Source organism: Rhodanobacteraceae bacterium (assembly GCA_024234055.1).
GTDB lineage: Bacteria > Pseudomonadota > Gammaproteobacteria > Xanthomonadales > SZUA-5 > JADKFD01.
Map to the genome: position 1 here is coordinate 15254 of JACKOW010000008.1, position 26306 is coordinate 41559.

The window sequence follows — 26306 nt, forward strand, 5'->3', positions numbered from 1 at the left end:
CGGCAATCAAGTCAATCTCTCCCTCGGGGGGGCAGGTACCACCGGTAGTGCCGCGATCCAGGTGACGCCGATGGGAGGATCGGGCAGTGGACCTTTCGCAACCACCGGCCTCAATTGCACGATCAGTGGCAACGGCGCATCGGCCTTCAGCGTGTCTCCAGGCAGCTTCAGCTTCCTGCCCGGCTCCTCTGCGTCCGCGATCGGGCTCAGCTGCAATGCCGGACCAAACATTCAACTGGCAACCCTCCTCTGCAACGAATCGCCTGGCGGCAGTATCGGCCAGCAGCAGAGTTGGCCACTTCGTTGTCCCGCGGCCCTACCGGTACCGCCGTCCCTCAGTTATGACCCCCAACCCGGATCCACCATCGCCTTCAGTCCTGGCAATGCCTTGATTGGCAGTACGGCGACGGCCAGCATTCGGATCACACCCAGCGGTGGCCTCGGGACAGGCTTTGGCGCCACCACACAGTTCAACAACTGCACGGTGACCGGCGAATCCGTGCCCGGCACCATTGCTGGTTTCCAAGGCGCGTCCTTCACCTTCATTGGCGCCACCACGGCGGTCCAGACACTGAATCTGACGGCCACCGTGCGTGCCACGGCCGTCACGGCGACTTTGAACTGTGATGAGGTAGGGCCAGGCTCACCCTTGCGCGGAAGCCCGTTTGTGATTCCGCGCAGTTGGCCGCTGCGGGTTAACGCGGGTACGCAGCCGGCTGCCAATCTGCGACTGCTGAAGACCGCCAGCGCCCAGCAGGTCCAGGTCAACGAGGAATTCAGCTACAACGTGCAGGCCAGCAACGTCGGCTCCAGCCCCGAGTTCGGGCTGGTGGTCATTGATCAGGTGCCCTCGGCGCTGACCATACTCAGCGCCGCCGGCCCGGATTGGACCTGCCGCATCGACGGCAATACCGTCGACTGCCGGCTACCCGAGCTGATCGCGGGCCGCAGCGCCGATTTCAACATTCAGGTGCGGGCGCCAGCGACGCCCCGCAGCATTTCCAACAGCGCCCGGATGACCTCGCTGTCGAACAGCACGGCGCTGGTGTCCTCGGCCACGGTGGATGTAGTGGCGCCACCGCCCGAGCCGGTCGACCTCGCCATCGACAAGAGTGACAGCGCCGATCCGGTGCGCACCGGCAGCAACTTCAGCTATCTGCTGACGGTCAGCAATCTGGGCGGCAGCGCCGCCACCGGCGTGCGCGTCGACGATGTACTTCCCGCCGGCCTGACGCTGGTCGCCGCGACCGGCACCGGCTGGAACTGCAACGGTAGCAGCACCATCAACTGCACGCTCGCCGGTTCGCTGGCCGCAGGCGCCAGTGCCAGCGTGTCGATCGAGGTCACGGCACCGGCGCAGGCCACCAATCTGAGCAACCGGGCGACGGTGAGCTCGAACGAGCCCGACTCGAACAGCGCCAACAACGCCGACACCGAAAGCACCTCGATCACTGCCGAGCCGCCACCGCCACCGCCGCTCCGCGCGGATCTGGGCATCAGCGCCAGGGCCGTACCCGCCTCGGTGCTGACCGGCCAGAATGTGAGTTTCGAAGTGGCGATCAACAATATCGGCCCGGATCCGGCCACGGCGGTGATCTTTGACGGCACGCTGTCGGCGGCCCTCGAAGCGGTCGGCGCCAGCGGCAACGGCTGGACCTGCACGGTCAGTGCGCGCCAGATCGTATGCACGCGCGCCAGCATCGGCGTGAACGCCACCGAGAACCTGACAATATCCGCGCGGGTGTTGCCGGGCGCCACCGGTAGCGCCGACATGTCGCTCCGGGTGGTGTCATCGGTCACTGATCCAGTTCCGGCCAACAATCAGGGCCAGGTCGCAGTCAGTTACCAGGCCGGCGGAGCCGATGTGTCCATCGTCAAGACCGACAGTGTCGATCCGGTGGCGGCAGGTGCCCAGTACAGCTACACGCTGACGGTCAGCAATGCCGGACCCGAAGCGGCGAGCGGCGTCGTTGTCAGCGACACGCTGCCTGCGGCGCTGAGTTTCGTCAGTGCCAGCGGCGCCGGTTTCGCCTGCACCAACACCGCCGGCACCGTCCGTTGCACGCTGGCGAACCCCCTGGCAGCCGGCGCATCGGCAGCAGCGACCATTGCCGTACGTGCGCCCACTTCCGGCAGCTCGATCAGCAATGAAGGCGTGGTCTCGGCGTCCACCAATGACCCGAACCCGGCCAACAACCGCTCGACCCAGACCACCCAGATCAATGACCGCACGGTCGAGCAGATCAGCGATCTGCTGGACGAGGCCGCGGTGGATCCAGCTTCCGAGGCGGCACTGCCGGTGGTGTCGGCCGAATGCGCCGACCCTGCCAGCGCGCTGGCTGCGGTTTGCGAAGAGATTGTGGATGCCGCGGACGACGGACGCATCGGCGAAGTCACCGACGCCCTGCGGGCCATCGCGCCGGACGAAGTGTTGGCGCAGCAGTTGGTGCTGCGTGAAATCGCCACCACCCAGTTCTTCAATGTCGACGCCCGCCTCAACGAGCTGCGACGTGGTGGCGGCGGATTCAGCCTGTCCGGCCTGACCGTCAACTCCGGCGGTCAGGCTATTCCCCTGTCGCTGGCCGGCGAAGCCCTGCAGGCGGCCCTGGGCTATGGCGATGACGAAGGCGGACTGATCAGTCCCTGGGGCTTCTTCGTCAATGGCAACATCACCGACGGCAAGCAGGATCTGCGCAATGCCTCAGGTCGGGTCGGCGTCGACTACAGCTCGCGCGGCATCACCGCCGGCATCGATTACCGGCTGAGCAACCGCTCGGTGGTCGGCGCGGCGCTGGGCTACGCCAAGTTCACCTCGGACGTGAACACCGGCAGCGAGCTTGATGCCAAGAGCCTGCTGCTCACCGGCTATGGCTCCTACTATGTCAACGATCGCTTTTACGTCGATACCCGGCTGACCTACGGCAACGTCAAACTGGACCAGAGCCGATCGATCCGCTTCCGCGTGGGCGGCATGCAGGTCGATGAACTGGCCCGTGGCGATGCCGATTCGACCCAGCTGACGCTGGCGACCTCGCTGGGCTACCACCTGAACTACGGCGCCTGGACCGTAACGCCAAACCTGGGTCTGCGCTACATCCGCAACGACGTGGACGCCTTCACCGAAACCGGTGCCGGCGCCTACAACGTGTCCTATCGCGACCAGAGCTTCAAGACCACGCAGCTCAGTCTGGGCGTGCAGATCGGCCGCGCCATCAGCCTCGACACCGGCGTGCTCATGCCGCAGTTCGATTTCAGTCTGAACAGCGAGAACAGTGATGATCCGCGGGCACAGGCCAGCCTGGTCAACGGCAGCCCCAGCCAGCTGTTCCGTCTGGATCAACAGGGCACCGATTCCAGCTACGGCAGCGCCGGGCTGGGCTTCGTCTATCTGATGGCCAACGGCAGGCAGGCGTACATCTCCTACCGCCATACCTTTGGCAACGACGACTTCGATCGCGGCTCGCTCAATCTGGGTGGGCGCTTCGAGTTCTGAGGACGCACTGAGTCCGGGTCCCGGGACAACCGGGACTCGGGACTCGGGACTCGGGAAAGGCTACGGCTTGCGGGCTCTGGTAGGTCCAGACTTGTCTGGACGCTTCTTCAGCCGGACACCAGGAGCGTCCAGACAAGTCTGGACCTACAGAAGTCGGCGTCGTTGCGAGCCACCGGTCCCATTCCGAAACTGCCGGCGTCATTGCGACCCCGGACTTGATCCGGGGGAAGCAATCCAGAATCACAGCTTCAAAAGCAGTGGATTGCCTCGCCACTGCGTTCCTCGCAATGACGCCAGAGGATGAGGAAACGGCGCATCCGCCGGGGACCCGGCGCTTCGTGCCCCCGGTGACCCTGACCGCAATCAGAACTCCGCGAAAGGATCCTGCAGCACGATGTTCTCAGTCCGATCCGGGCCGGTCGAGATCAGCACGATGCGGCAGCGCACCAGCTCCTGCACGCCCTCCAGGTAACGCTGGGCATTGCGCGGCAGATCCGAGAAGCGGGTGGCACCGCGGGTGCTCTCGGTCCATCCCTCGAAGTCCTTGTACACTGGCTGGCACTCATGCCAGCCCGCGGCATCCAGCGGCGCCATATCGGTTTCCTGGCCGCGGTAGCGATAGCCCACGCACACCCGCACCACCGGCTCGCCGTCGAGCACATCGAGTTTGGTGACGCACAGGCCGTCGATGCCATTGATCATCACGGTGCGGCGCACGGCCACGGCATCGAGCCAGCCACAGCGGCGCGGACGCCCGGTGGTGGCACCATATTCCTGGCCGCGATCGCGCAGACCCTGTCCGGCGGCATCGTCCAGCTCGCTCGGGAAGGGGCCGCCGCCGACGCGGGTGGCATAGGCCTTGATGATGCCCAGCACATAGTCCAGATCGCGGGCACCGACGCCGGTACCCGAACAGGCGCCACCGACCGTTGTGTTGGACGAGGTCACATAGGGATAGGTGCCATGGTCGATGTCGAGCAGACTGCCCTGGGCACCCTCGAACAGGATATTGCCGCCCTCGCGCCGGACCTTGTGCAGGATGCCGGCCACGTCGGCCATCATCGGCCGCACGAAGTCGGCAAATTCCAGCGACTGATCCAGCACCTGCTGATAGTCGCAGGCCGGCAGCTTCCAGTATTCGGTCAGCACGAAGTTGTGATAATCCATCACCGCGCGCAGCTTGTCGGCGAATTCCTGGCCGTAGAACAGGTCCGACAGGCGGATGCCGCGGCGCGCGGCCTTGTCCTCGTAGGCCGGGCCGATGCCACGTCCGGTGGTGCCGATCTTGCCCTTGCCCGAGGCTTTTTCGCGGGCCTGATCGAGCTGCACGTGATAAGGCATGATCAAGGGCGTCGCCGGACTGATCTTCAATCGGTCGCGCACGGCCACGCCGGTGGCTTCAAGTTCGGCGACCTCGGTACGCAGCGCTTCGGGTGACAGCACCACGCCATTGCCGATCAGGCATTCGATGCCCTCACGCAGGATGCCCGAGGGAATCAGGTGCAGCACGGTCTTCTTGCCACCCACGATCAGCGTGTGGCCGGCGTTGTGACCGCCCTGGAAACGCGCAACCGCGCGCACGCGCTCGGTCAGCAGGTCTACGATCTTGCCCTTACCCTCGTCGCCCCACTGGGCACCGAGCACGACAACAGACTTGGCCACGACTGGACCTCGGAGATGGAAAAGGAATACCGCGCAAGCTAACGCAAAGCGGGCGCAGGGGCCAGCTTGTCTGCAGACCTTTGTTCAGCTCCTTGTCGAAGGAGGCACGCGCAGTCGCAGGTACAGCCAGCCGCCAGCAGCGCCAGCCAGGGCCAGAGCCAGCACCGCCCAGGAATCCCGAGCCGCGGCGATCGCGGTCAGCTGCAGCAGGTACTGCATCAACCACAGCGCGGTCAGGATAGCCGCGGCGCCAGCTGCCGGCAGCAGCCAGCGCTGGCTCGGCCAGCGCCGCAGCAGCCAGGTCGCGATGGGAATGGCCACGACAAAACCACCGGCCACGATCGCCGCATAGGCCGGCGTGAAGCCGATCAGATCCCGCCAGGTGGTGGTCAAACGCACCGGCAGGGGGATGGCCAGGCCGAGCTCGATCAAGGCCTGCAGATTGAACTGGGTCTGCACCAGCGTACCCAACACCGCTGCGCACCCGACCGCCAGCAGCCAGGAAGCGACGGCGCGGGCCCATCTCTTCCAGCGCATGGCAGGGCTCGGCATGGGAGGGAACCGGAGTATGGCTCAGCAGCGGGGCACGGGGCACGGGGCACGGGGCACGGGGCACGGGGCACGGGGCACGGGACTCGGGACTCGGGACTCGGGACTCGGGACTCGGGACTCGGGAGAAGGCTACGGGCTTCGTGCTCTTGTAGGTCCAGACTTGTCTGGACGCTCTTCCGGCACCTCACCAAAAGGCGTTCAGGCAAGTCTGGACCTACAGGAGCTGGAAAACCCGTCCCCGCGCCCCACGCTGCTCACGCCTGCTATCGTCCCTCCCGATCCCCTGATCCGGAGTTCGTGATGCGCACCTTCTGGCCGTGGGCCCTGCTGATTGTCTGCTTCGGAATCGGCCAGGCACGTGCTTCCGAGGTCGAGTTCCAGATCGACACCGTCGCGGAGGGGCTGGCCTTTCCCTGGTCGCTGGCCTTTCTGCCCGACGGTCGGGCGTTGCTTACCGAACGCGCCGGCCGCCTGCGCCTGATCGTCGATGGCAAGCTCGAGGAGCGCGCCATCGGCGGCGTGCCCAAGGCCTTTGTCGAGGGCCAGGGCGGTTTGTTCGAGGTGTTGCCAGACCCGGATTTCGCCAGCAATCAGCTGATCTATCTGTCGCTGGCGCAGGGTCGGTCACGGGCCAACCGCACCCAGGTGGTACGCGCTCGGCTGGACGGCCTGGAGCTGCGTGATCGTGAAGTGCTGTTCAGCGCCAGACCAAGCAAGGACACGCCGGTGCATTTTGGCGGGCGCATGGCTTTTCTGGGCGACGGGACGCTGGTGATCGGCCTCGGTGACGGCTTCGACTATCGCGAAAAGGCGCAGCGGCTGGACAGTCATCTGGGCAAGATCGTGCGCATCAACCGCGACGGTTCGATTCCGGCCGACAATCCCTTTGTCGACCAGAAGGATGCGCTGCCGGAGATCTACAGCTATGGCCATCGCAATGTGCAGGGCCTGCAATTCGATGCCCCCGGCCGCACGCTCTACGCCCACGAGCACGGCCCGCGCGGTGGCGACGAACTCAATGCGATCCAACCGGGCGCCAACTATGGCTGGCCGCTGGCCACCTTTGGCCTGGACTACTCGGGTGCGGTGATCTCGCCCTATACGGAGCTGGCGGGCATGGTCTCGCCGCTGCACCAGTGGACGCCCTCGATCGCACCCTCCGGCATGGTCATCTATCGCGGCGAAATGTTTCCCGAGTGGCAGGGCGATTTCCTGGTGACCGCCCTGGCTGCGCGCTGCGCCCAGCGACTGCGCCTGAAGGACGCCAAGCTGGTGGACGGAGAAGTGCTGTTCGCCGACCTGGGCGAGCGCCTGCGCAGCGTCACCGTGGCGCCCGATGGCGCGCTGTGGCTGCTGACCGATGCCCCCAAGGGCAAGGTACTGCGGGTCAGTCGCAAGACGCCGTGATTTCAGGTCTACGTGGGCAAGGCCGAAGCGAAAGCGGGACGCGAAGGTCGCGAAGGAAAGTCAGGTCAATGCAGTCCCGGTAGGCCGAGGGTGCCGCGCAGCGGCTCCCCGGCTGGAACGCCATGTCTCGCTCGAAGCGGCCTTGAGGAGGGCCGCGCGCCTGCGCGGCCGCGCTGGATCTGCAACCGCGGGAGGGCTACGCCGCACGACGAGGACCTGCAAGAGCGGGAGAAGCGTCCAGACAAGTCTGGACCTGCAGAAGAAGCTACCGCACCCAGGCCAGCAGCAGCAGGCCGATCAGCATGCTGCCCAGGCCGACTGTGCGCAGCTGGCCGTCCTTGAGGCCGGCCAGCGATTGCACCGCTTCGCGCCACTGCGCCGGTGCCAGAAAGGGCAGGATGCCCTCCAGCACCAGCATCAACGCCGCTGCGGCCCAGAGATCGTTCATGGGCGCAGCGCAAGGGTCAAGGCTGCTTGTCCTTGTTGAAGTACTCGAAGAACTCGCTCTTGGGATCGAGCACCAGCATGTTGCCCTGAGCCTTGAAGCTCTGGCGATAGGCCTCCAGACTGCGATGGAAGGCGTAGAACTCCGGATCCTTGTTGTAGGCAGCGGCGTAGATCTCCGCCGCCTGGGCATCGCCTTCACCGCGGATGCGCTGGGCGTCGCGCTCGGCCTCGGCCAGGGTCACGGCGATCTTGCGATCAGCTTCGGCACGCAACTGCTCGCCTTCCTGCGAACCGTTGGAGCGCAGCGCATTGGCGACCTGGGCGCGCTCCGAGCGCATGCGATCGAACACGGCGCCGGTGACCTGCTCCGGCAGATCGATGCGCTTGATGCGCACATCGACAATGGCAATACCCAGCGCTGCCGCCGAGACATTGGACACCTTCTTCAGGTTGGCCATCATCTCGTCGCGCTGATCAGCCACCACCTGCTGCAAGGTGCGCTTGTTGAACTCGTCGCGCATGCGGTCCTTGACGATCTGACCCAGCGACTGCTGCGCGCGCAACTCGTCACCGCGGGTGGCCGTGTAGTAGTCCTTGACGTTGGCGATGCGCCATTTCACCGCTGAATCGACCAGCACGTCCTTCTTCTCCGAGGTCAGGAAGCGCTCGGGCTTGCCTTCCAGCGAGAGAATGCGGCGATCGAACTTGATGATGTTGTTGACGAAGGGCAGCTTGAAATGCAGGCCCGGCTCAAAGTCCGTGCGCTGGATTTCACCCAGTCGGAACAGCACCGCGTATTGGTCTTCGCGCACGGTGAAGATGCTCGAACCGATCAACACCACGATCGCGACGGCAATGGCAAGAATGAGATGTTTCATATCAGCGTCCCTCCCCGCCACTCACGGATGCACCGGCGCGCTCGGGCGGCGGCGGTACGAATAGTTTGTCCAGCGGCAGATACAGCATGTTGTTGCCCTTCTCACCGTCGATCAGGATTTTCGGCGTGCGTGACAGCACGTCCTGCATGGTTTCCAGATACAAACGCTTGCGGGTCACTTCCGGTGCCGCCCGATACTGCTCGGCCAGCAGGGAGAAACGCTGGGCATCACCCTCGGCCCGGGCAATGGCGGATTCCTTGAAGGCATTGGCTTCGGCCAGGATACGCGCCTTGCGACCGATGGCCTTGGGCACCACGTCCGCGGCGTAGGCCAATGCGTCGTTGATGGCGCGCTGCTTGTCTTCGCGGGCCTTGATGGCGTCGTCGAAGGCGTCCTTGACCTGATCGGGCACGGTCACGTCCTGGAAGTTGATGATGCTGATATTGATGCCGGCCTCGTAGCTGTTCAGCAATCGCTGCATGATCTCGCGTGCCTCATTGGTGAACTCGAGGCGATTGCCGATCTGCACATCATCCAGTGTGCGGCTGCCCACCACCTGACGCACGGCAGCTTCCGCCGTCTGCGCCAGCGTCTCTTCGACATCGCGCACCTTGAACAGGAACTGGGTAGCGTCGCTGACCGTGTACTGCACGGCGAAATCGATGTTCACCAGATTCTCGTCGCGGGTCAGCATCGGCACCCGCGAACTCATCGAGCGCACCTGGGTCACGTCCACGCGCTCGACCTGCTCGATCGGTCGCGGCAGCGTGAAGCGCGGGCCGGGTTCGAGAATGCGGTCGGCCTTCCCGAAGCGCAGCACCACGCCGCGCTCGCGCTGGTCGATGATGTGGAAGGAGTCGACCAGCACCCAGACCACCAGCACGACCAGGATCAGCCAGCCCAGACCGCCGGCCGACGCGCCACTGTTGCCGCCGGCGCCATCGCCCGAAGGCTTGCCGCCGAACAGGGCCGCCACGCGCTGCTTCATCTGCCGCAGCATTTCCTCGAGATCCGGCGGCTGTCCGCCCCCACCCCCGCCACCGCCCCCGTCTCCCCAGGGATTGCGACGTCCGCCGCCTGGTTCATTCCATGCCATCCGCGCTTACTCCGAGGAAGCCCTGTGCAGCTTCCAACTGATTGAAATTCTGAAGACTCGTGTTGATATGGGTACCACAGGCCAAAGCTCAAGCCGTGGCGACAATGCAACGATAGACCAACGATTGTAGCAAGGCCGTCAGCAGCGCTCAGCCCGCCACGGCGCTTCTATGCCTGTTCGACCGGCGCCAGCAACTGCGTGCGGACCAATTCGCCCTGATGACCCGGCAGGTTTGCCAGCTGCTGCGCCAGACGCCGTGGCAGATCGACGTCGAGATCCCAGCCCTCGCCATCGACATCGTTTTCAGAGCGCACCGCGCCCAGCGCCATCAGCCTGGAGCGCAGCCCTGCATCGGCATAGGCCAGATGCAGGCGCCGAATGATGCGCTCGGCGCCGAACTCCGACTCGATCGCCTGGTGCAGACCGTCCAGCCCCGCTCCGGTCAGGGCCGAGGCATAGACGCGGGCGCGGATACGCCCGTCCAGTGGCTCCACCATCGGCTCGGCCCCGGACAGATCGATCTTGTTGATCACCTGGATCTGCGGCAGATCGCCGGCGCCGATCTCCGACAGCACCGCTTCGACCTCGGCAATGTGCTCGGGCATCAGCGGATCGGCACCATCGATCACGTGCAGCAGCAGATCGGCCTCTCGCGCTTCGGTGAGCGTGCTCTTGAAGGCCGCCACCAGTTCATGCGGCAGATCGCTGACGAAACCGACAGTGTCAGCCAGCGTCACCATGCCGAAGGAATAGCCGCCGACCCGGCGCACGGTGGGATCCAGCGTGGCAAACAGTTGATCGGCGGCATACACATCGGATTCGGTGAGCGCGTTGAACAGCGTGGACTTGCCGGCATTGGTATAGCCGACCAGCGCAATCTGCGGCAGCGAGCTGCGCTCGCGCGCCTTGCGTCCCTGCTCGCGCTGCTTGACCGCTGCCTTCAGGCGGGCGCGCAGGATCTTGACCCGCTCGGCCAGCAGGCGGCGATCGGTTTCCAGCTGGGTTTCACCCGGTCCGCGCAGACCGATGGCACCGCCGCGCTGGCGTTCCAGATGGGTCCATCCGCGCACCAGGCGCGTTGCCATGTGCTGCAACTGGGCCAGCTCCACCTGTAGCTTGCCCTCGTGGCTGCGGGCGCGCTGGGCGAAGATGTCCAGAATCAGACCGGCACGATCGACCACCCGACATTCCAGCAGGCGCTCCAGATTGCGCTCCTGAATCGGGGTCAGCTGATGATTGACCAGCACCAGATCGGCGCCATGACTGCGCACCAGATCGTGAGCCTCCTCGGCCTTGCCGGTGCCTACGTACAGCGCCGGATGCGGTTTGTCGACCCGCGCCGTGCATTCGGCCACGACCTCGGCGCCGGCAGAGCGAGCCAGTTCACGGAATTCGGCGGCCGCAGCGTCGTTATCGACACCGTGGCGCTTGGGCAGGATCAGCAGTGCGCGCTCGCCGCGCCTGGAACGCTCAAACAAGCATCAACTCCCGTGCTCCTCGTCGGAGCCCTCGGATCCGGTGCCCTCGGTGATCCGCACATTGCGGGCCGGCACCACGGTGGAGATGGCGTGCTTGTAAACCATCTGACTGACGGTATTGCGCAGCAGCACCACAAACTGATCGAAGGACTCGATCTGCCCCTGCAATTTGATGCCATTCACCAGGTAAATCGACACCGGCACCCGTTCACGGCGCAGTGCATTCAGAAATGGATCCTGGAGTGAGTGTCCTCGGGACATGACCGCCCTCTCTTTATTTGTTGTTGGTTTGGGTGTTTCGAGGCCCTGTCGGCCCAGCCGGCGAGCGCGCTGTCACAGGAGACGTCTGCCCATCCCGCACAAACGACTCACGCAAATCCGCAAGCTGGGCTGAGTTTATCAGTCAGCGGACGTGAACGCCGCGGATAGGCGGTTTTTTTGGGGCACGAGGGCAAGAGGGCAAGAGGGCAAGAGGGCAAGAGGGCAAGAGGGCAAGAGGGCAAGAGGGCAAGAGGGCAAGAGGGCAAGAGGGCACGATAGATCAAGAGCTCGCGGGAGACCTGCTTTCGCGTGCCCTCGTGCCCTCCCGCCCTCGTGCCCTCGCCGGTCGTGCCCTCGCCTGTCGTGCCCTCGCCGGTCGTGCCGTCAGCGCAACCCTGCCAGCTCCAGCCTGCCGCTGATCGCCTCCAGACTGCCGCTGGCAGCCGGATCGAACCACTCAACGTCTGCCATGCCGCGCAACCAGGTCAGCTGGCGCTTGGCCAGCTGGCGGGTGGCGTAGATCGACAACTCGCGGCAACGGGCCAGATCGTAGTCGCCGGCCAGATGGCCCCAGGCCTGGCGATAGCCCACCGCGCGCATCGCCGGCAGGTCCGGGTGCATGTTGGGGCGGCTCATCAGCTCACGCATCTCGTCGAGGAAACCGGCGGCCAGCATGGCATCGAAGCGTTGCTCGATGCGCCGGTGCAACAGACTGCGGTCCGGCGGGGCCAGTGCGATCAGCCGCGCCGGACGCCGCGCCGACTGCTGCCATGCGCCCTGCAGCTCGCTGATCGGCTTGCCGGTTTGCCGAAAGACTTCCAGCGCCCGCAGCAAGCGCTGCGGGTCGTTGCGGTGGATGCGCGCCGCCGCCGCCGGATCGCAGCGAGCCAAGTCCTCATGCAGCGCCTCCGCGCCGCGCTCTGCCAACTCCGCGGCCAATTGTGCCCGCAGTTCGGGATTCGCTGCCGGCAGATCCGACAGTCCCTGCAGCAGCGCCCGCAGATAGAGCATGGTGCCACCCACCAGCAGCGGCATGCGCCCGCGACTCTGGATATCGGCGATGGCGGCTTCGGCATCAACGACAAAATCCGCCGCCGAATAGCTGTCCACCGGTTCGCGCAGATCGATCAACCAGTGCCGTACCCGCGCCAGCTGATCGGCATCGGGCTTGGCGGTACCAATGTCCATGCCGCGATAGACCAGCGCCGAATCCACACTGATGATCTCGGCGCCGTGACGCTCGGCCAGATCCAGCGCAATCTCGGTCTTGCCGGCAGCGGTAGGGCCAACGATGCAGATCAGGGGAGTCACGCTGGCTGCTCGCTCCGGTTGATGGCTTGGGACGGATATTGCGTAGAAGACCATTTGTCCGCGAAGGACGCAAAAAACGCGAAGGGAAGCGCCAGATCAATCAGTGGCGGGGGTCAGGGGGCAGGGGACCCACGTTGGGGCACAGTCAGATCATGCGTAGTGGTTGGATACCTGCCCCCTGCCCCCTGTTTGATGTACGGACAAGCGCACCGCCGGGGGCACCAGGGACTCTCACCGAACAATCTGAATCCTCATTTGTTTCTGCTGTCCTTCCCGTCCTTTGCGTCCTTTGCGTCCTTGGCGGACCAATGCTCTTCAGGAGGCCGCGCGGCGCGCCCGATATTCGCGCCGCAGGCGCAGAAAACTCAGCGCGCCGCTGACATTCAATGCCACCGCCAGCAGCAGCGACCAGTGGCCGTGGCCGGGCCACAGCCATTCACTGCCGCGGTACAACGATACCCCGATCAACGGGGCGGCAAGTCCGCGCATGCCGGTCAGGGTCACGTGCACGCCCATGTACAGCGCCGCCTGCTCAGGCTTGGAGAAGTCGTTGTGGCCGAGGTTCCAGCCGAGTTGGCCGCCAGCGAGGCCCACACCCAGCAGCAGCGATCCCAGCACCAGAAAGGGAATCCCGCCGCCGGCGCAGCCGATGACGAAGGCCACGCTGGCCGAGACAAAGCTCCAGGCATGAACGCTGCGGAACTCGATGATGTGCACCCGATCGTAATAGCGCGCCCAGGCACCGATGGCCAGCGGCAACATGATCAGCGGCAGTGTGCCGACCAGCAGTACCTGCTCGAAGGGCGAGAGCATCAATCGCTCGCCAAGCACGATCAGCAGCGGTGCCGGCAGCATCAGATTGCCGGTACCGAACAGGAACATGCTCTGCATGTACTGGCGATAGACCGGGTCCTCGGCCAGCACCCGACGGAAGGTGGACAGCGAGGGCCGCAGATCGCGATCCAGCCGCGCCTGCTGTTCACGTTCCCGCAGTGAGACATGCCCGCGCAGCCGCAGACGGCGATAGCGCCAGGCGCCGAACAGGCCGATCCCGGCCACGCTGACGAAGAACCAGGGCATGACCCCGGGGGCATGGCCCAGCAGCCAGCCCAGCAGGGCGCCACTGGCAGCCATCAGGATGGCATTCAGCGCCGACAGGCGCGAAGCCAGCCGGGCCCTGGCCGCATCCGGGAAATTGCGCCGCCAGACCACGGCACGCAGCGTGATCACACCGACCCAGGCCACACGGGCCGTGACCACCAGCAACACCGTCGCCAGCAATCCCGGCCAACCGCCAGGCACCAGCGCCAGCCCCAGCACCGCACACAATGCCAAAGACTGCCAGCGCACCGTCCACTGGATCTTGTCGCGACCCAACTGGTGGGCCGCAAACAGAAAACTGGCAAGGTTCGCGTAGGCCGGCGCACCGGCGACCAGCGCCATCGCCAGATCGACCAGCAAGGGCGAGGCCGCATCCGCAAAGCGTGCACGCACCAGCGCGGCGGCTACCGCCCCCTCGACCGCGCCGATGCCGACACTGACCAGCGCCCAGTTGGCGAGCTCCTTGGGATACTGCGCGCCAGCCATGGCTCAGTCCCGGTCGGTAGCGCAGACGGCGAGCGAGCTCACTGGAAAGCGGGCTTCACACCCATCTCCTCCAGCAGATGATGGGCGCCATCGACGGCATCCATGACCCACAGCATGTAGCGCAGGTCTACACCGATGGCACGCGTCAGTGCCGGATTGAACAACCAGCCTGAAGCAATCGACTCGTAACTCATGTCAAAGGCCAGCCCCACCAGTTCGGCACGGGCATTGAGGATCGGCGAACCGGAGTTGCCTCCGGTGATGTCGAGATCGGCGACGAAGTTCACCGGCACCGTGCCGTCGACGGCGTAGGGGCCGAATTCCCCGGCGCGGATGGCGTCAAGCTGCTTGGCGGTGGCATCGAAAGGATCGACGCCGGTGTGCTTTTCGAGGATACCGTTGAGGTCGGTGAAGGCCTCGAAGCTGACGGCATCGCTGGGGCTGTAGCCCTGCACATTGCCGAAGGTGACCCGCAGCGAGCTGTTGGCATCGGCATAGATCTGCTTGCCCTGAGCCGCGGCAAAGGCGATTCGGGTGGCCATCCATTCCGGGCGATAGCGGGTCTCCCGACCCTGCCGATCCTGGGTCTGGCGCTCGATCTCCAGCAAGGACGGCGTCAGGGCCTGGATCAGCACCAGAGCCGGATCGTCGGAGGCCTCGATGGCCTTGCGCTCGGCCTTGAACCACTTCATCCGTTCCTCGCTGCCGGTCAGCCGGGTCTGCGCATAGAAGGCATCGAGCCGGGCGGACAGCAACTCGGGCGTGGGCTCGGCGGCATCACCGGCCACCCAGCGATCCACGGCGGCGATGCGCTGCGCGGCCGGCAAGGCGATGAGCTCGCCCAGCACATATTCCATCAGCGCGCGGTCGACCTGCGGATCGAAACGCCTGTCCACCTGCTGCAAGCGGCCCTGCAGACGGGGCTCATCGCGCGACTGGTAGCCGGATTCGCGCTCGGCATCGGGCTTCTCGCGTTCAATCGCCAGGCGATAGAGATCGCGCGCCGAGGCGTACATCCCCGAATAGCCCAGCAGCTGCAGCAGCAGATCGCGGTCGCGGGTGGCGCGGGTCTCGGCCAACAGCTCCTTCAGACCCTTGAAGCCGTCGACGCCGGCCGCCTGATCGTGCGCCTTCGCCCATTTCAGGATTTGCCGCTCCTCGGCGGCCTTGGTGGCAACGGCATCGATCCTGGCAAAGCCGTCCAGATTGCCCTGGAAGTTCTTCAGCCCGTTGTTCAGACTGGCGACCGAGCTGGCGTACTTGATGGCGGCATCAGGACGCCCCTGGGTGTGTTGATCGATCAGCGCCAGCAGCCGACCGTAGCGTTCGATCAGCTGCGGGTATTGCCAGCTGATGGCATCAGCCACCTCGGCCGACAATCGATAGCGGTTGGTGCGGCCGGGATAGCCGGCAATCATCGCGAAATCGCCAGGCTTGAGGCCGGCCGGCTGCAGTTTCAGATGCGATTTCGGGCGATAGGGCACGTTGGCCTGACTGTAATCGGCCGGCTTGCCGTCGGGCCCGACGTAGGCGCGGTAGAAGGCAAAGTCTCCCGTGTGACGGGGCCAGATCCAGTTGTCGACATCGCCACCAAACTTGCCGATGGCCGCCGCCGGCGCATACACCAGGCGCACATCACGGATTTCCATCTGCTTGACCAGAAAATACTGGGCGCCGCCGTGGAAGACATACACGTCGCAGCGATAGCCACCGGGCGCCTCGCATTCGGCCACCAACGCCTTTTCCTTCGCATCGATGGCCGCGTAGCGCTCATTGCCGCTCTGTTCGGCATTCAGAGCGGCCATCACCTGATCGCTGACTTCGGTGATCGACTCGGTCACATAGACCCGCAGCGTGGGTTCACCGGCCAGCTCTTCTCCCAGGGTGCGGGCGAGGAAGCCGTCGCGCAGCAGATTGCGATCGGCCGTGGAATTGAACTGGATGCTGCCGTAGGCGCAGTGGTGGTTGGTGACTACCAAACCCATCGGCGAGACGAAAGATGCCGTGCAGAAGCCGAGACTGATCACCGCATTCATCGGATAGCGGGTCAGGTCGGCCAGTTCCTTGGGATCGACCTCGATTCCCGCGCGCTGCAGATCAGCCTCAATGGCCGGCAGCTGATGCGGTTGCCACATGCCCTCGACAGCGAAGGCATGGGCGGCGACACCCATCAGCAGGGCAAAGCTCAGGGTCAGTCTGGTCATGGTCGCGATGATCTGGTCTGGGGCAGGCATGGGGCGCGCGACTGTACGGCAAGTGCCAGAGCCGCTCAACGGCCGAAAGTCCCGGCGACGGAGGGCACGTGAGTGCAGGGACGAGGGCACGTGAGTGCAGAGACGAGGGCACAAGGGCACGAGGGCAGGAGGGCACGCAAAGGCGGTCCTCGCGAGCTGTTGATCTTTCGTGCCCTCCTGCCCTCGTGCCCTCCTGCCCTCGCTCCCCGCTCACAGGGTCTTGACGGAAGCCGCTCCTGCCGTCACGCTACGCGCTCTTGTGACACTCTGCGTCAACTTGTGACCCGGTTGGCATTTTGCTTCCGCTGAACGAGCGCCGATCATGTCAACATTTCTACCGAACTCAGGCCCGAGGCCGCTGTCATGAAGTTTGTTTTTCGTACCCTTGCCCTGGCGCGCTATCTCACGCTGCGCAACCAGCTGAAGGACCTGGAGAAAGCGATCACCGGGCTGTCGCTGGATCAGAAGCGGGCTCTGGCTGCGCTGACCCAGAAGGAATTTGCCAACGCCGCCGCCGCCTCGGTTCCACACCTGTACTCCAGCGAAAATCCGGAGCGCTACAGTCCTTGGGGCAATGGCACCGCCATCGCGCTGGACCGGATCAAGTCCGACAATCTGCCGCTGAAGCTGCGCGGCATAGCGCTCTGGCTGGCAGTGGCCTATCACGAGACCAAGGATGTGCCCTACAGCGAGATGCAGGATATGCATCGCGCCGTGATGCGGACCATGCGCCTGCTCAAGGAATCGGCGGGAAACGTTGCGCCAGCTGAAGATGCCTGGCTGGCCAATCGCGTCGCCTGATAACCCGTCGGAACTCTGAACTTCTCAAGCTCGGCTTGGCTCAACCAAGCTGAGCACGCTGTTTCAGGTGCGCCGCCTCATCTGCCCCCAGATAAGCCTCGATCCCACGCCGCATCGCGTAGATCGCGGGCGTCAACGCAACGGCCATCAGCGCCTTGTAGCAGTAGTTGACCGTTCCCACCGCCAGAAACAGTTCCATTGACCAGCGTTGCGGACCGAGCACGAAGGCGATGTAGAGCACCACAAAACTGTCGACAAATTGCGACACCAGCGTCGAGCCGGTGGCGCGCAGCCAGACCTTCTTGTCACCGGTGCGCCGTCGTATCGCATGAAAGATGCGCACATCGATCAGCTGCGCCACCAGAAAGGCGGTGACCGAGCCCGCTATCGACCACATGCCCTGACCGAAAATCGCCGTGAAGGCGGCCTGCATGTCCGGCACCCCGCGCGAAGCTGCAACCCCTACCCACCAATCGGCAGGTGCCAGGGAGATCGCCAGATAGGCAAACACAAAGGCGTAGACGATCAGCCCCACCGCCAGCCAGGAAATGAAGCGCACCCCGCGCTGACCGAAGTACTCGTTGATGACGTCGGTCAGCACGAAGACCACCGGCCACAACATCACCCCGGCCGTGAAATTCAGCGACCCTTCCTGACCGAACAGATGCCAGTTGAAGGGAGTGATGCCCAGGGTGTCCTCCAGCGCAAAGATCTTGATGCCGACAAACTCGGCAATCAGCGCGTTGGTGATGAAGACGCCGGTGAGGACGACGAAGAGTTTGTGGGTGCGCGAGAGCATGAGGCTGGCGTTGTGGAGTGGGCGGGACTCGGGACTCGGGACTCGGGACTCGGGACTCGGGAAAGGCTCTCACGATAGCGTCATTGGGAGCTGCGTGCGTCGCTCAGACGCTGCCCATGGGCCATGAACCACACGCTTGCCCGTAGGAGCGACCTCGTGTCGCGACCGGCAAGTCGCGCGTCCAGACAGCGGTCGCGCCGCAAGGGCGCTCCTACAGCTGAACACATCAAATCAAACTATGACGACATGGACTCATGGAGAGGGGCGGAGCTTGCCTGTAGGAGCGACCTCGCGTCGCGACCAGAAGCCCTGCTCCGCCGTATTGCCTGTCGCGGACAGAGTCCGCTCCCACAGGGCCTGACCTGCGGCCGACTCGTGGTACAACCCACAACCGACAACCAGCAGCCTAATCCGCCGGCACCGTGCGCTCGGCGGCCCAGGCGCGGAGGCGGTTGACCTTTTCGGCCATGACCACCGACAGCGGTCGCGTCAGGCGCAGTTCCTCGACCAGGTGGCGCTGGTCCAGCGCGCCGCCTTCGCCGTGGGCTGCGTACAGCGCGGAGACCACGCCCTGCTCGATTTCGGCGCCGGAAAAACCGCGACTGACTTCGGCCAACTCGGCCAGATCAAAGCCCTCCGGCTGCAGACCACGCTTGCTGAGGTGCAGCCGGAACAGCTCGACCCGAATGTCGTCGGCCGGCAGATCGACAAAGAAGATCTCGTCGAATCGACCCTTGCGCAGCAGTTCCGGCGGCAGATTGTCGATGGCATTGGCGGTGGCCACCAGAAAGATCTTCGACTTGCGTTCGGCCATCCAGGTCAGGAAATAGCCGAGGATGCGCTGCGAAGTGCCCTGATCGCTGTCGGAGGTCGAAAAGGCCTTCTCGATCTCGTCGATCCACAGCACGCATGGCGCCATGACCTCGGCATTGCTCAGTGATTCCCGCAGATTGCGCTCGGTTTCACCGTGGTACTTGTTGTAGATGCTGGCCATGTCCAGGCGCAGCAGCGGCACCTGGAATCCGCCCGCAACGGCCTTGGCCGCGAGGCTCTTGCCGGTGCCCTGCACGCCCAGCAGCAGCAGACCCTTGGGCGGATCCAGCGGCACCTTGGTCGGCTCGCCCATGAACACGGCGCGACGCTGCTCGATCCAGCGCTTCAGGCGACGCAGGCCAGCGACGTCCTGAAAGGCGATCGGCTCGTACTCGAAGGACAGCACCCCGGCCTTGTTCAACAACTCGAACTTGGCCTTGGCCACCGTGGGCAGGTCCGAATCGGTGATCATGCCGTCGGTGGCGATGATCCGCCTGGCGATGCGCCTGGCGTCGGAACCCGCCAGCCCCTTGAGATTGCGCACTACCGCCTTCAAGGCACTGGCATGCACCTGCACGCGCTTGCCGGCGTGCTCGCGGGAGTAAGCCAACGCTTCCTCGCGAACGATCTTGTCGATCTCGGCCTCGTTGGGCAGGGACAGTGAAAAGCGCACCGCCAGAGCATCCAACTCCTTGGGCAGATCGAGGTTGGCCCCGATCAGCGCCACCGTATGCGCGACCACGCCCTGGCGAATCGCGATCTCACGGAGTTGCCGCAAAGTCACGACATAGCGCAGGAAAGGCGAGTAGTCGAGCAGCAGAAACACGCTCTTCTGACGGGTGTCACGGATGGCATCCAGCACTTCGCCCGAGCTCATCGGCTTGGCGTCGGCCTCCATGTCGAGCCGACGCAATCCGGTGGTGATGCTCCACGCGTACAGCGGTCTCAGGCTGGAGCCCAGCGCCCGCTGGAAGGACGCGATGGCTTCCAGTTCTTCGTGAGTGTCGATCGCCAGCAGTGGCGTATCAGCCCGGATCAGCGCAGCCAGGTCATTGTGTTCGTTCATGGTGCCGATGTTAGCGGCTCAGGGGCACACTGCGGTATCGCTGCGCCGAATCGAGGGCGTCGGAGTGTCAATGGCGCGCCCCGGCGGTGGCAATCCTGGATGGTCCGGGCCCTGCGCTCCGGCGCATGAACCAGATTCCAGCGATAGCTGCAGGGTGGTTTGAGCAGCCCCCCGGCGCGGCGCCGCTTTGCTGCGGCAAGGGCTCAAAAGCGGCCGCGCAGGCGCGCGTCCCCCCACAAATCCGCTCCGATCAGGCGAGAGGGTCCTGGTCCCTTACCCTGGCCAGCTTGTTGTAGCTCGAATTGCGCGCAGCGCTCTCCGAGCGGTGAGACGGAACAGCCCCGGTGAGCCGCTGCGCGGCACACCGGGCTACGCCCAGTCCGTTGCCGAGGCTTCAAATTGACGTTTGACGTTTGACGTCCAAGCTTCCACCGCTCTTCAACTACAGGTCGGCAAACGCAGCTGCTGGCCCACCCGGAGCGCGTACTTCGGGCCGCGGATGTTGTTGAGCTTGGCAACTTCCTCGACGCTGCTGCAGCGCGTGCGGCGAGCGATGGCCATCAAGGTATCGCCTCGTCGCACGGTGTAGCCCACCTGAGTGGGGCCGGCGGGATGACGGGCATCCTGCAGCGCCGCTATACGGGCCAGGAATGGCTCATCGCCGCAGCGCTCGCCATAGGCGGTCACCAGCTTGGCCGGCACCCGCAAGGTGGCGCCAACCGTCAGACGCTCTTCCGGCTTGAGCCTGGGATTGAGATTGCGCAGCGTGCGGAACCAGCCTTCGGGGCGCTCGTCCTGACCCAGACAGATGGCGACTTCGCCCAGTGACAAGGGGCGATCCAGCGTCAGCAGCGCCAACTGCGAGTCGACCATGGGAAAGCGCAAGCCGTATTCATCCGGGTGCAGAAACAGGTAGGCGGCGGCCAGCACCTTGGGCACGTAGTCGCGAGTTTCCGCCGGCAGGGCAAAGAAGATGCGCTGCGACCAGAAACCCTTGCCCGGATTCTTCGCCGCCAATCGCCGCATCCGGCCCTCGCCGCCGTTGTAAGCTGCCAGGGTCAGCTCCAGGTCATTGTTGAAGGCCGCCAACTGCTCTTCCACATAGGCCGCATTGGCACGCGCCACCGCGGCTGGATCCAGGCGTTCGTCAAAACCATTTCGGGTGAGTCCGAAACGCTGCGCGGTCGCCGGCATGAATTGCAGCGGACCTGCGGCCCCCGCCCGTGAGTAGGCATGCACTCGCCCGGCCGACTCCTTGGCCAGGATCGCAAACAGCAGCGCCTCGGGCAGATCGGCCTTCTGATAGGCCGGATACATCTCGGCCCGCAGATACTGGTAGTTGAGCCAGGCCTCGATCAGCTGCGGACGCATCCACGTCAGCCAATCCTCAAGCGCGGCTCGCACCGGCTCGTTCAGTGTGATCAGGTCTCGAAGATCCTTGCCGCGCAACAGGCGCACCGAGCGTTCGACCTGGGGCAGCGTCATCGGCGTATCCAGGTCGGTGGGCCGCGACTCGGGGATATCCTCGGCCTCGTCGGTGTAGTCGTCCCAGCCGGCCGCCACGCTTTGCAGGCGCACCAGCACCACCAGCGCGCCGACGAAACGGTCGCCGTCGCAACCAGGCGTATCGGCGCACCGCAAGGCTGCGTCTTCGATATCGGCCAGCGCCTCGCGCATGTCGGTGCGTCCGTCCCGCGGGCGCCCTGAGCGGATCAGTTCCAGTCCACCCTGATAGCGCGAGGTCGCCAGCCCGATACGGTCATAGAGCCTGGACACCGCCTGTTCGTCGGTGGGCGGGGCGATGACAACTTCGGTTGCAGCGCGCGGCGCGGTACTGGCACATCCGGCCAGAGCCAGCAGCAGCGCGGCGCCGATTCCCCCGGTGATGAAACGCATGCCGGCAGAGCTCCAAGGATGAGGGCGCGGACATTAGCGGGCAAAGCCGCTGGCGGCAATGATCCGGCCATGCACCACCAACACGCTTTACCCTGACTCAACATGAGGCAGTCTGCTTGGGTGGATAATGTGGCGCTTCCTGATCCGACCCTGGACACCAACCGTGACTGCCAAGATCAACTCCGGTTTTCCCCATGTGCGCCCGCGACGCATGCGCTTCGACGACTTCTCGCGGCGCCTGATGCGCGAGAACGCACTCACCGCAGCTGATCTGATCTGGCCGGTATTCGTGACCGAGGGCCGGGAGCAGCGCGAGCCGGTGTCATCGATGCCGGGCGTGGAGCGGATGTCCATCGATGAACTGGTGCGCGAGGCCACTGAGGTGCACCGTCTCGGCGTGCCGGCGGTGGCGCTGTTCCCGGTCACGCCGCCCTCGGCCAAATCGCTGGATGGCGCCGAAGCCTGGAATCCGGAAGGTCTGGCGCAGCGCGCGGTGCGGGCGCTGAAGGCAGCGCTGCCGAGCCTGGGCGTGATCACCGATGTCGCCCTCGACCCGTTCACCACTCACGGCCAGGACGGCATCATCAATGCCGAGGGCTATGTGCTCAACGACATCACCGTGGACGCGCTGGTGCGCCAGGCGCTGTCACACGCGCAGGCCGGCGCCGACATGGTGGCGCCCTCGGACATGATGGACGGCCGTATCGGCGCCATCCGTGCGGCGCTGGAAGAGACCGGACACGTCAATACCCGCATCCTGGCCTACTCGGCCAAGTACGCATCCAGCTTCTATGGCCCCTTCCGCGACGCCGTCGGTTCTGCCGGCAATCTGGGCAAGGGCAACAAGTACACCTATCAGATGGACCCGGCCAACGGCGACGAAGCCCTGCGCGAGGTCGAACTGGACATCGCCGAAGGCGCTGACATGGTCATGGTCAAGCCCGGCATGCCCTATCTGGACGTGGTCCGCCGGGTCAAGGATCGCTTCGGCATGCCGACCGCGGTCTATCAGGTCAGCGGCGAGTACGCGATGCTGAAAGCTGCGGCGCAGAACGGCTGGCTGGACGAGCGCGCGGTGGTGATGGAGGCCCTGCTGGCCTTCAAACGCGCCGGCGCCGATGCCATCCTGACCTATTTCGCGCCACAGGCGGCACGCTGGCTGGCGGAGTGACCCCGGCGAGGCGCCTCAACTGAGGCAGGAGCGCCGTCGCGGCGCGTCCGTTGGCCCCGCGGGGGTGCTCAGTGGCTCCGCCTACGCCGCAATGTTCTGGACAGATTTGAACGCGGAGAACGCAAAGGAACGCAGAGAACGCTGAGAAGATCTGAATTGAGCCCTTTATCCGGCTCCACTCTGCGTTCTCGGCGCCTCTCCGCGTTCTCTGCGATCCGCTTCTGACAGCAACCTGCGACCAACTCCAGGGCGATCCGGCGGCGGACGCGACACGAGGTCGCTCCTACCCGCGCATCGATCATCAGGCGGGTTCGGGCATCCAGCCGGCGTCGTCGATGGCGGGTCCATCCTGGGGCCTCTGCGACAGCCACTCATCGATCTCGGCAACGACAGGCTGTGCAGCGTCAACGGCGGAATCGGGCACCTGGACTTCGATCAAGCCCATCACCGGCAACTCGCCCATGGCACCGGTCAGCGCCGCACCGGTGATGAAAGCGGGGATGCCCGCAGATTCCAGCGCGTCCTTGACCAGCTGGGCATCGATAATGTTTTCGGCTTGATAGACGCTGCGCATGCGCGCGCTCCGAGGGCTGCCCAGGGGCCATCGTAGCGCATCACCCGGGGCTTTCGGCCAGACCCTCGGCGTAACGGCGCTCGGGCCAACTTGAGTCCTGCAGCTCGCGCAACTGCGAGACGCCCGTGCGAATGGCCGCTTCCGCTTCGTCTGATCGACCAATGGCGCGCAGGCATTCGCCCAGCACGACGCGCGCGTAGGCCTGACGAACCCCGGGCTCCGGAAAATGCTCCAGGGCGATCCGCGCGCTGGCGCAATCCGGTTCCGGCCTATCCAGCGCCAGCAGGGCACGCGTGCGCTCGCTGGCGAGCAGATCCATCCCCTTCGTGTCGCGCGGCCCTATGCGCTGCTGCACGCGCTCGGCCAGATCGAACTGGGCCAGCGCCGGCTCGGGCTGGCCCAACTCGCGCAAGGCCCTGCCCATGCCAACGGCGGTGATGCCCACGGCCGAATCGAGCTCGCCAAACTGAGCTGCAGCGGTACGCTGCGCGGCCTGCCATAGCGGCAGCGATTCGGCCGCCCGCCCGGAGTCCAGCAGCGCGCGCGCCAGCCCGGCTTGTGCGGCCGCGACCGTGGGATGGTTTTCGCCATTGCGGCGGATCAGGCTGGGCAGTACTTCAGCATAGGCCTGTTCGGCTTCCGCCCAACGCCCCAGCTCGACCAGCGTCCGCGCCAGATTGGCCCGGGTGGTGTCCACCGAGGGGTGGTTGTCACCGAACACTGCCAACTTGTCCTTGAGGGCCGCGCGCATCAGCGGCAAGGCCTCCGCGTGGTGTCCGGCACGGGAATAGTTGGTGGCCAGCTGCGCACTGAGCGAAGCACGTAGCGGATGACCGGCCGGCAGTTCGCGCTTGGCCTGGGCGATGGCCCGCCGCAGAATGGCACTGGATTCATCCAGCCGGCCAACGCTGTTGAACAGCGAGGAATAGGGAATCGCCGCTTCCAGTGCCGCCAAACCGCCACCTTCGTGCAGACGCGCGAATCCGGCAACGAACCACGGCTCGGCCTCGGTGTAGTCCGAACGCGCTGCCAGCCGGGTGCCCATCTGGACTTCGAGCTCGCCACGCAGGCTGTTGCCGGCGACATCCCCCGGCAAGGGCAAGGCCAGCGCCTCCTTGAGCAGGGGAATGCCGTCGTTCGCTTGTCCGATTCGGGTGTAGAGGGCCGAGAGCAGCGACAGCGTGCGACCGGTCAGCAGCGGATCCCTGAGCGCTCGTGCCTGCGCCAGCGCCTGTTCCACCAGTGGCTGGCCATCCTTCGCCAGCCCGAGGCCCATATAGGCGCCGCCGAGCGCATTCAGCAATTCGATCCGCGCACCAGGCTGATCTTTCAGTTGCATCTCAATATCGGCGGCACCCTTGCGCAAGAGATCCACCGCCGTGATCTGGCGCCCCATCGTCTCGTTGGGATCAGCCAGTTCGAAGACACGCTTGAGGAAGGCAAAAGCAGACTCGGACTTGAGCGCGGCGAGCTGCGCCTGATCGCGTTCGTGGCGGGCAATGCTCGCCTGCCAGAGTGCGGTTCCGAACCCGCCCAGCAGCGACAGCAACGCAATGCTGCCCAGGCCAACGGCCAGGGCGTGCCTCCGCAGGAAGCGCCCCAGCCGATAGCGAAGATCGCCACGCCTGGCCTGCACGGGCCGGTGTTCCAGATAGCGCCGCACGTCCTCCAGCATTGCCTCCACCGAGGAGAAGCGGGCTTCCGGGTCCTTGCGCAGGGCCTTCAGCACGATGGCATCGAGATCGCCCCGCAGCATCCGACTCAGTCGCTGCGGGTCAAGACCGCGCTCTGTAGCCAGCGCCAGGGCATCCTCACTGTCGACCAGCGCGGCGCTGCTGGGCCTCTGCGGCTCCTGGGTCAGGATGGCCTGTTCGTAGGCTGCCGGCGTGGAGCCGGTCGAACCATACGGTCGGCGTCCGGTCAGCAACTGAAACAGCAGCAGGCCGAGCGCGTAAATGTCGACGCCCGCAGTAACGGCCTCGCCGCGCAGCTGCTCGGGGGCGGCGTAGTCGGGCGTGAACATGCGCTGCTCGGGCGACGTGGCCTCAGCATCGGCGGCAAGCAGTTTCGCGATGCCGAAATCCAGCAGCTTCACCTGTCCGGCCGCGTCGACCAGGATGTTCGAAGGCTTGAGGTCACGGTGCACGACCAGGCGATGGTGGGCATGAGCGACAGCCTCGCCAACCGTCAGGAACAGCTGGAGGCGTGAACGCAGATCCAGACGGCGCTGGTCGCAATAGTCGATGATGTCTTCGCCGTCGACAAATTCCAGCACCAGGTAGGGTTTGCCATCCTCGGCCAGACCGCCATCCAGCAAGCGTGCAATATTCGGATGGTTGAGCCCCGCCAGGATCTGGCGTTCAGTCCGAAAGCGCTGCTGCAACAGCTCGCTGTCCCAATCGGCGCGGACCAGCTTGATGGCCACCTGCTGCTGGTAGGCTCCATCGTCGCGCACGGCAAGGTAGACCGAGCCCATGCCGCCCCGCCCCAGGTGTCGCTGCAAGCGCCAGGACCCCAGGCGCATGCCAAGGCGAAAATCGGCCGCCGGGCTCTCCTGCTCTGCATGGACTGCCTTGATCAAATCGGGCGCCGCAGCGAGCAATCGGGTTGGATTCGCGTTGGCCTTGGCATCGGCGCGCAGCAGCGATTCGACTTCCTCGCGCAGAGCCTGGTCCGCACCACAACGGGAATCCAGCAGGGACTGGCGCGCGGCGGGATCCGCGGCCAGCACCTCATCAAACAAGGCGCGAATCTGCTGCCAGCGATCAGGATTCATGCGC

At 65.1% G+C, this 26306-nt stretch carries 19 protein-coding genes; 4 read left to right on the forward strand and 15 right to left on the reverse strand.

The features are described from left to right. Positions 1 to 70 precede the first annotated feature (70 nt). Entirely contained in the window at positions 71 to 3493 is a 3423-nt protein-coding gene (locus H7A19_13800; GenBank protein MCP5475902.1) for an autotransporter domain-containing protein, read from the forward strand. Between the two features lie 363 nt (positions 3494 to 3856). Here the strand turns inward: H7A19_13800 and H7A19_13805 are convergent, their stop codons facing one another. Together H7A19_13805 and H7A19_13810 are read right to left on the reverse strand one after the other, a co-directional pair. Then, a complete protein-coding gene (locus H7A19_13805) occupies positions 3857 to 5155 on the reverse strand; it encodes an adenylosuccinate synthase (GenBank protein ID MCP5475903.1) in 1299 nt (432 codons plus the stop codon). An 84-nt stretch (positions 5156 to 5239) separates the two neighbouring features. Then, complete coding sequence (locus tag H7A19_13810; GenBank protein ID MCP5475904.1) at positions 5240 to 5650, reverse strand: hypothetical protein; 411 nt, start codon at positions 5648 to 5650, stop codon at positions 5240 to 5242. A 357-nt stretch (positions 5651 to 6007) separates the two neighbouring features. On the opposite strand from H7A19_13810, the gene H7A19_13815 reads away from it, so the two are divergent. After that, positions 6008 to 7114 carry a PQQ-dependent sugar dehydrogenase gene (locus H7A19_13815; protein MCP5475905.1) on the forward strand — a complete coding sequence of 369 codons (1107 nt, stop codon included), beginning with the start codon at positions 6008 to 6010 and terminating at the stop codon, positions 7112 to 7114. A 265-nt stretch (positions 7115 to 7379) separates the two neighbouring features. Here the strand turns inward: H7A19_13815 and H7A19_13820 are convergent, their stop codons facing one another. The 8 genes from H7A19_13820 to H7A19_13855 all read right to left on the reverse strand — a co-directional run bounded on the left by H7A19_13820 (position 7380) and on the right by H7A19_13855 (position 16376). After that, positions 7380 to 7562, reverse strand: coding sequence for a DUF2065 domain-containing protein (locus H7A19_13820; protein MCP5475906.1), 183 nt, complete (start codon positions 7560 to 7562; stop codon positions 7380 to 7382). 16 nt (positions 7563 to 7578) lie between these two features. Further along, positions 7579 to 8439, reverse strand: coding sequence for a protease modulator HflC (hflC, locus tag H7A19_13825; GenBank protein MCP5475907.1), 861 nt, complete (start codon positions 8437 to 8439; stop codon positions 7579 to 7581). Between the two features lies 1 nt (position 8440). Then, entirely contained in the window at positions 8441 to 9535 is a 1095-nt protein-coding gene (gene hflK, locus H7A19_13830; GenBank protein ID MCP5475908.1) for an FtsH protease activity modulator HflK, read from the reverse strand. A 167-nt stretch (positions 9536 to 9702) separates the two neighbouring features. Continuing rightward, complete coding sequence (hflX, locus tag H7A19_13835) at positions 9703 to 11013, reverse strand: GTPase HflX (GenBank protein MCP5475909.1); 1311 nt, start codon at positions 11011 to 11013, stop codon at positions 9703 to 9705. Positions 11014 to 11016: 3 nt separating this feature from the next. Next, a complete protein-coding gene (gene hfq, locus H7A19_13840) occupies positions 11017 to 11274 on the reverse strand; it encodes an RNA chaperone Hfq (protein ID MCP5475910.1) in 258 nt (85 codons plus the stop codon). A gap of 384 nt (positions 11275 to 11658) precedes the next feature. After that, on the reverse strand, positions 11659 to 12639 hold the full coding sequence (miaA, locus tag H7A19_13845; GenBank protein ID MCP5475911.1) for a tRNA (adenosine(37)-N6)-dimethylallyltransferase MiaA: 981 nt from the start codon (positions 12637 to 12639) through the stop codon (positions 11659 to 11661). Between the two features lie 261 nt (positions 12640 to 12900). Next, positions 12901 to 14172, reverse strand: a complete 1272-nt coding sequence (locus tag H7A19_13850) for a hypothetical protein (protein MCP5475912.1) — start codon at positions 14170 to 14172, stop codon at positions 12901 to 12903. 38 nt (positions 14173 to 14210) lie between these two features. Beyond that, on the reverse strand, positions 14211 to 16376 hold the full coding sequence (locus tag H7A19_13855) for a S46 family peptidase (protein MCP5475913.1): 2166 nt from the start codon (positions 16374 to 16376) through the stop codon (positions 14211 to 14213). A gap of 393 nt (positions 16377 to 16769) precedes the next feature. Between H7A19_13855 and H7A19_13860 the strand changes: the two genes are divergently transcribed. After that, on the forward strand, positions 16770 to 17207 hold the full coding sequence (locus H7A19_13860) for a hypothetical protein (GenBank protein MCP5475914.1): 438 nt from the start codon (positions 16770 to 16772) through the stop codon (positions 17205 to 17207). Positions 17208 to 17247: 40 nt separating this feature from the next. Here H7A19_13860 and H7A19_13865 read toward each other — a convergent pair whose 3' ends face one another. The 3 genes from H7A19_13865 to H7A19_13875 all read right to left on the reverse strand — a co-directional run bounded on the left by H7A19_13865 (position 17248) and on the right by H7A19_13875 (position 21772). After that, positions 17248 to 18006, reverse strand: coding sequence for a queuosine precursor transporter (locus H7A19_13865; GenBank protein ID MCP5475915.1), 759 nt, complete (start codon positions 18004 to 18006; stop codon positions 17248 to 17250). A 406-nt stretch (positions 18007 to 18412) separates the two neighbouring features. Beyond that, entirely contained in the window at positions 18413 to 19885 is a 1473-nt protein-coding gene (locus tag H7A19_13870) for an AAA family ATPase (GenBank protein MCP5475916.1), read from the reverse strand. A gap of 438 nt (positions 19886 to 20323) precedes the next feature. Next, on the reverse strand, positions 20324 to 21772 hold the full coding sequence (locus H7A19_13875; protein ID MCP5475917.1) for a transglycosylase SLT domain-containing protein: 1449 nt from the start codon (positions 21770 to 21772) through the stop codon (positions 20324 to 20326). Positions 21773 to 21908: 136 nt separating this feature from the next. Between H7A19_13875 and hemB the strand changes: the two genes are divergently transcribed. Continuing rightward, entirely contained in the window at positions 21909 to 22952 is a 1044-nt protein-coding gene (gene hemB, locus H7A19_13880) for a porphobilinogen synthase (GenBank protein ID MCP5475918.1), read from the forward strand. A 301-nt stretch (positions 22953 to 23253) separates the two neighbouring features. Here hemB and H7A19_13885 read toward each other — a convergent pair whose 3' ends face one another. Further along, positions 23254 to 23526: a DUF2007 domain-containing protein gene (locus tag H7A19_13885; protein ID MCP5475919.1), complete on the reverse strand. Its 273-nt coding sequence runs from the start codon at positions 23524 to 23526 to the stop codon at positions 23254 to 23256. Positions 23527 to 23566: 40 nt separating this feature from the next. Further along, complete coding sequence (locus H7A19_13890; GenBank protein MCP5475920.1) at positions 23567 to 26302, reverse strand: serine/threonine protein kinase; 2736 nt, start codon at positions 26300 to 26302, stop codon at positions 23567 to 23569. Positions 26303 to 26306: the final 4 nt, after the last annotated feature.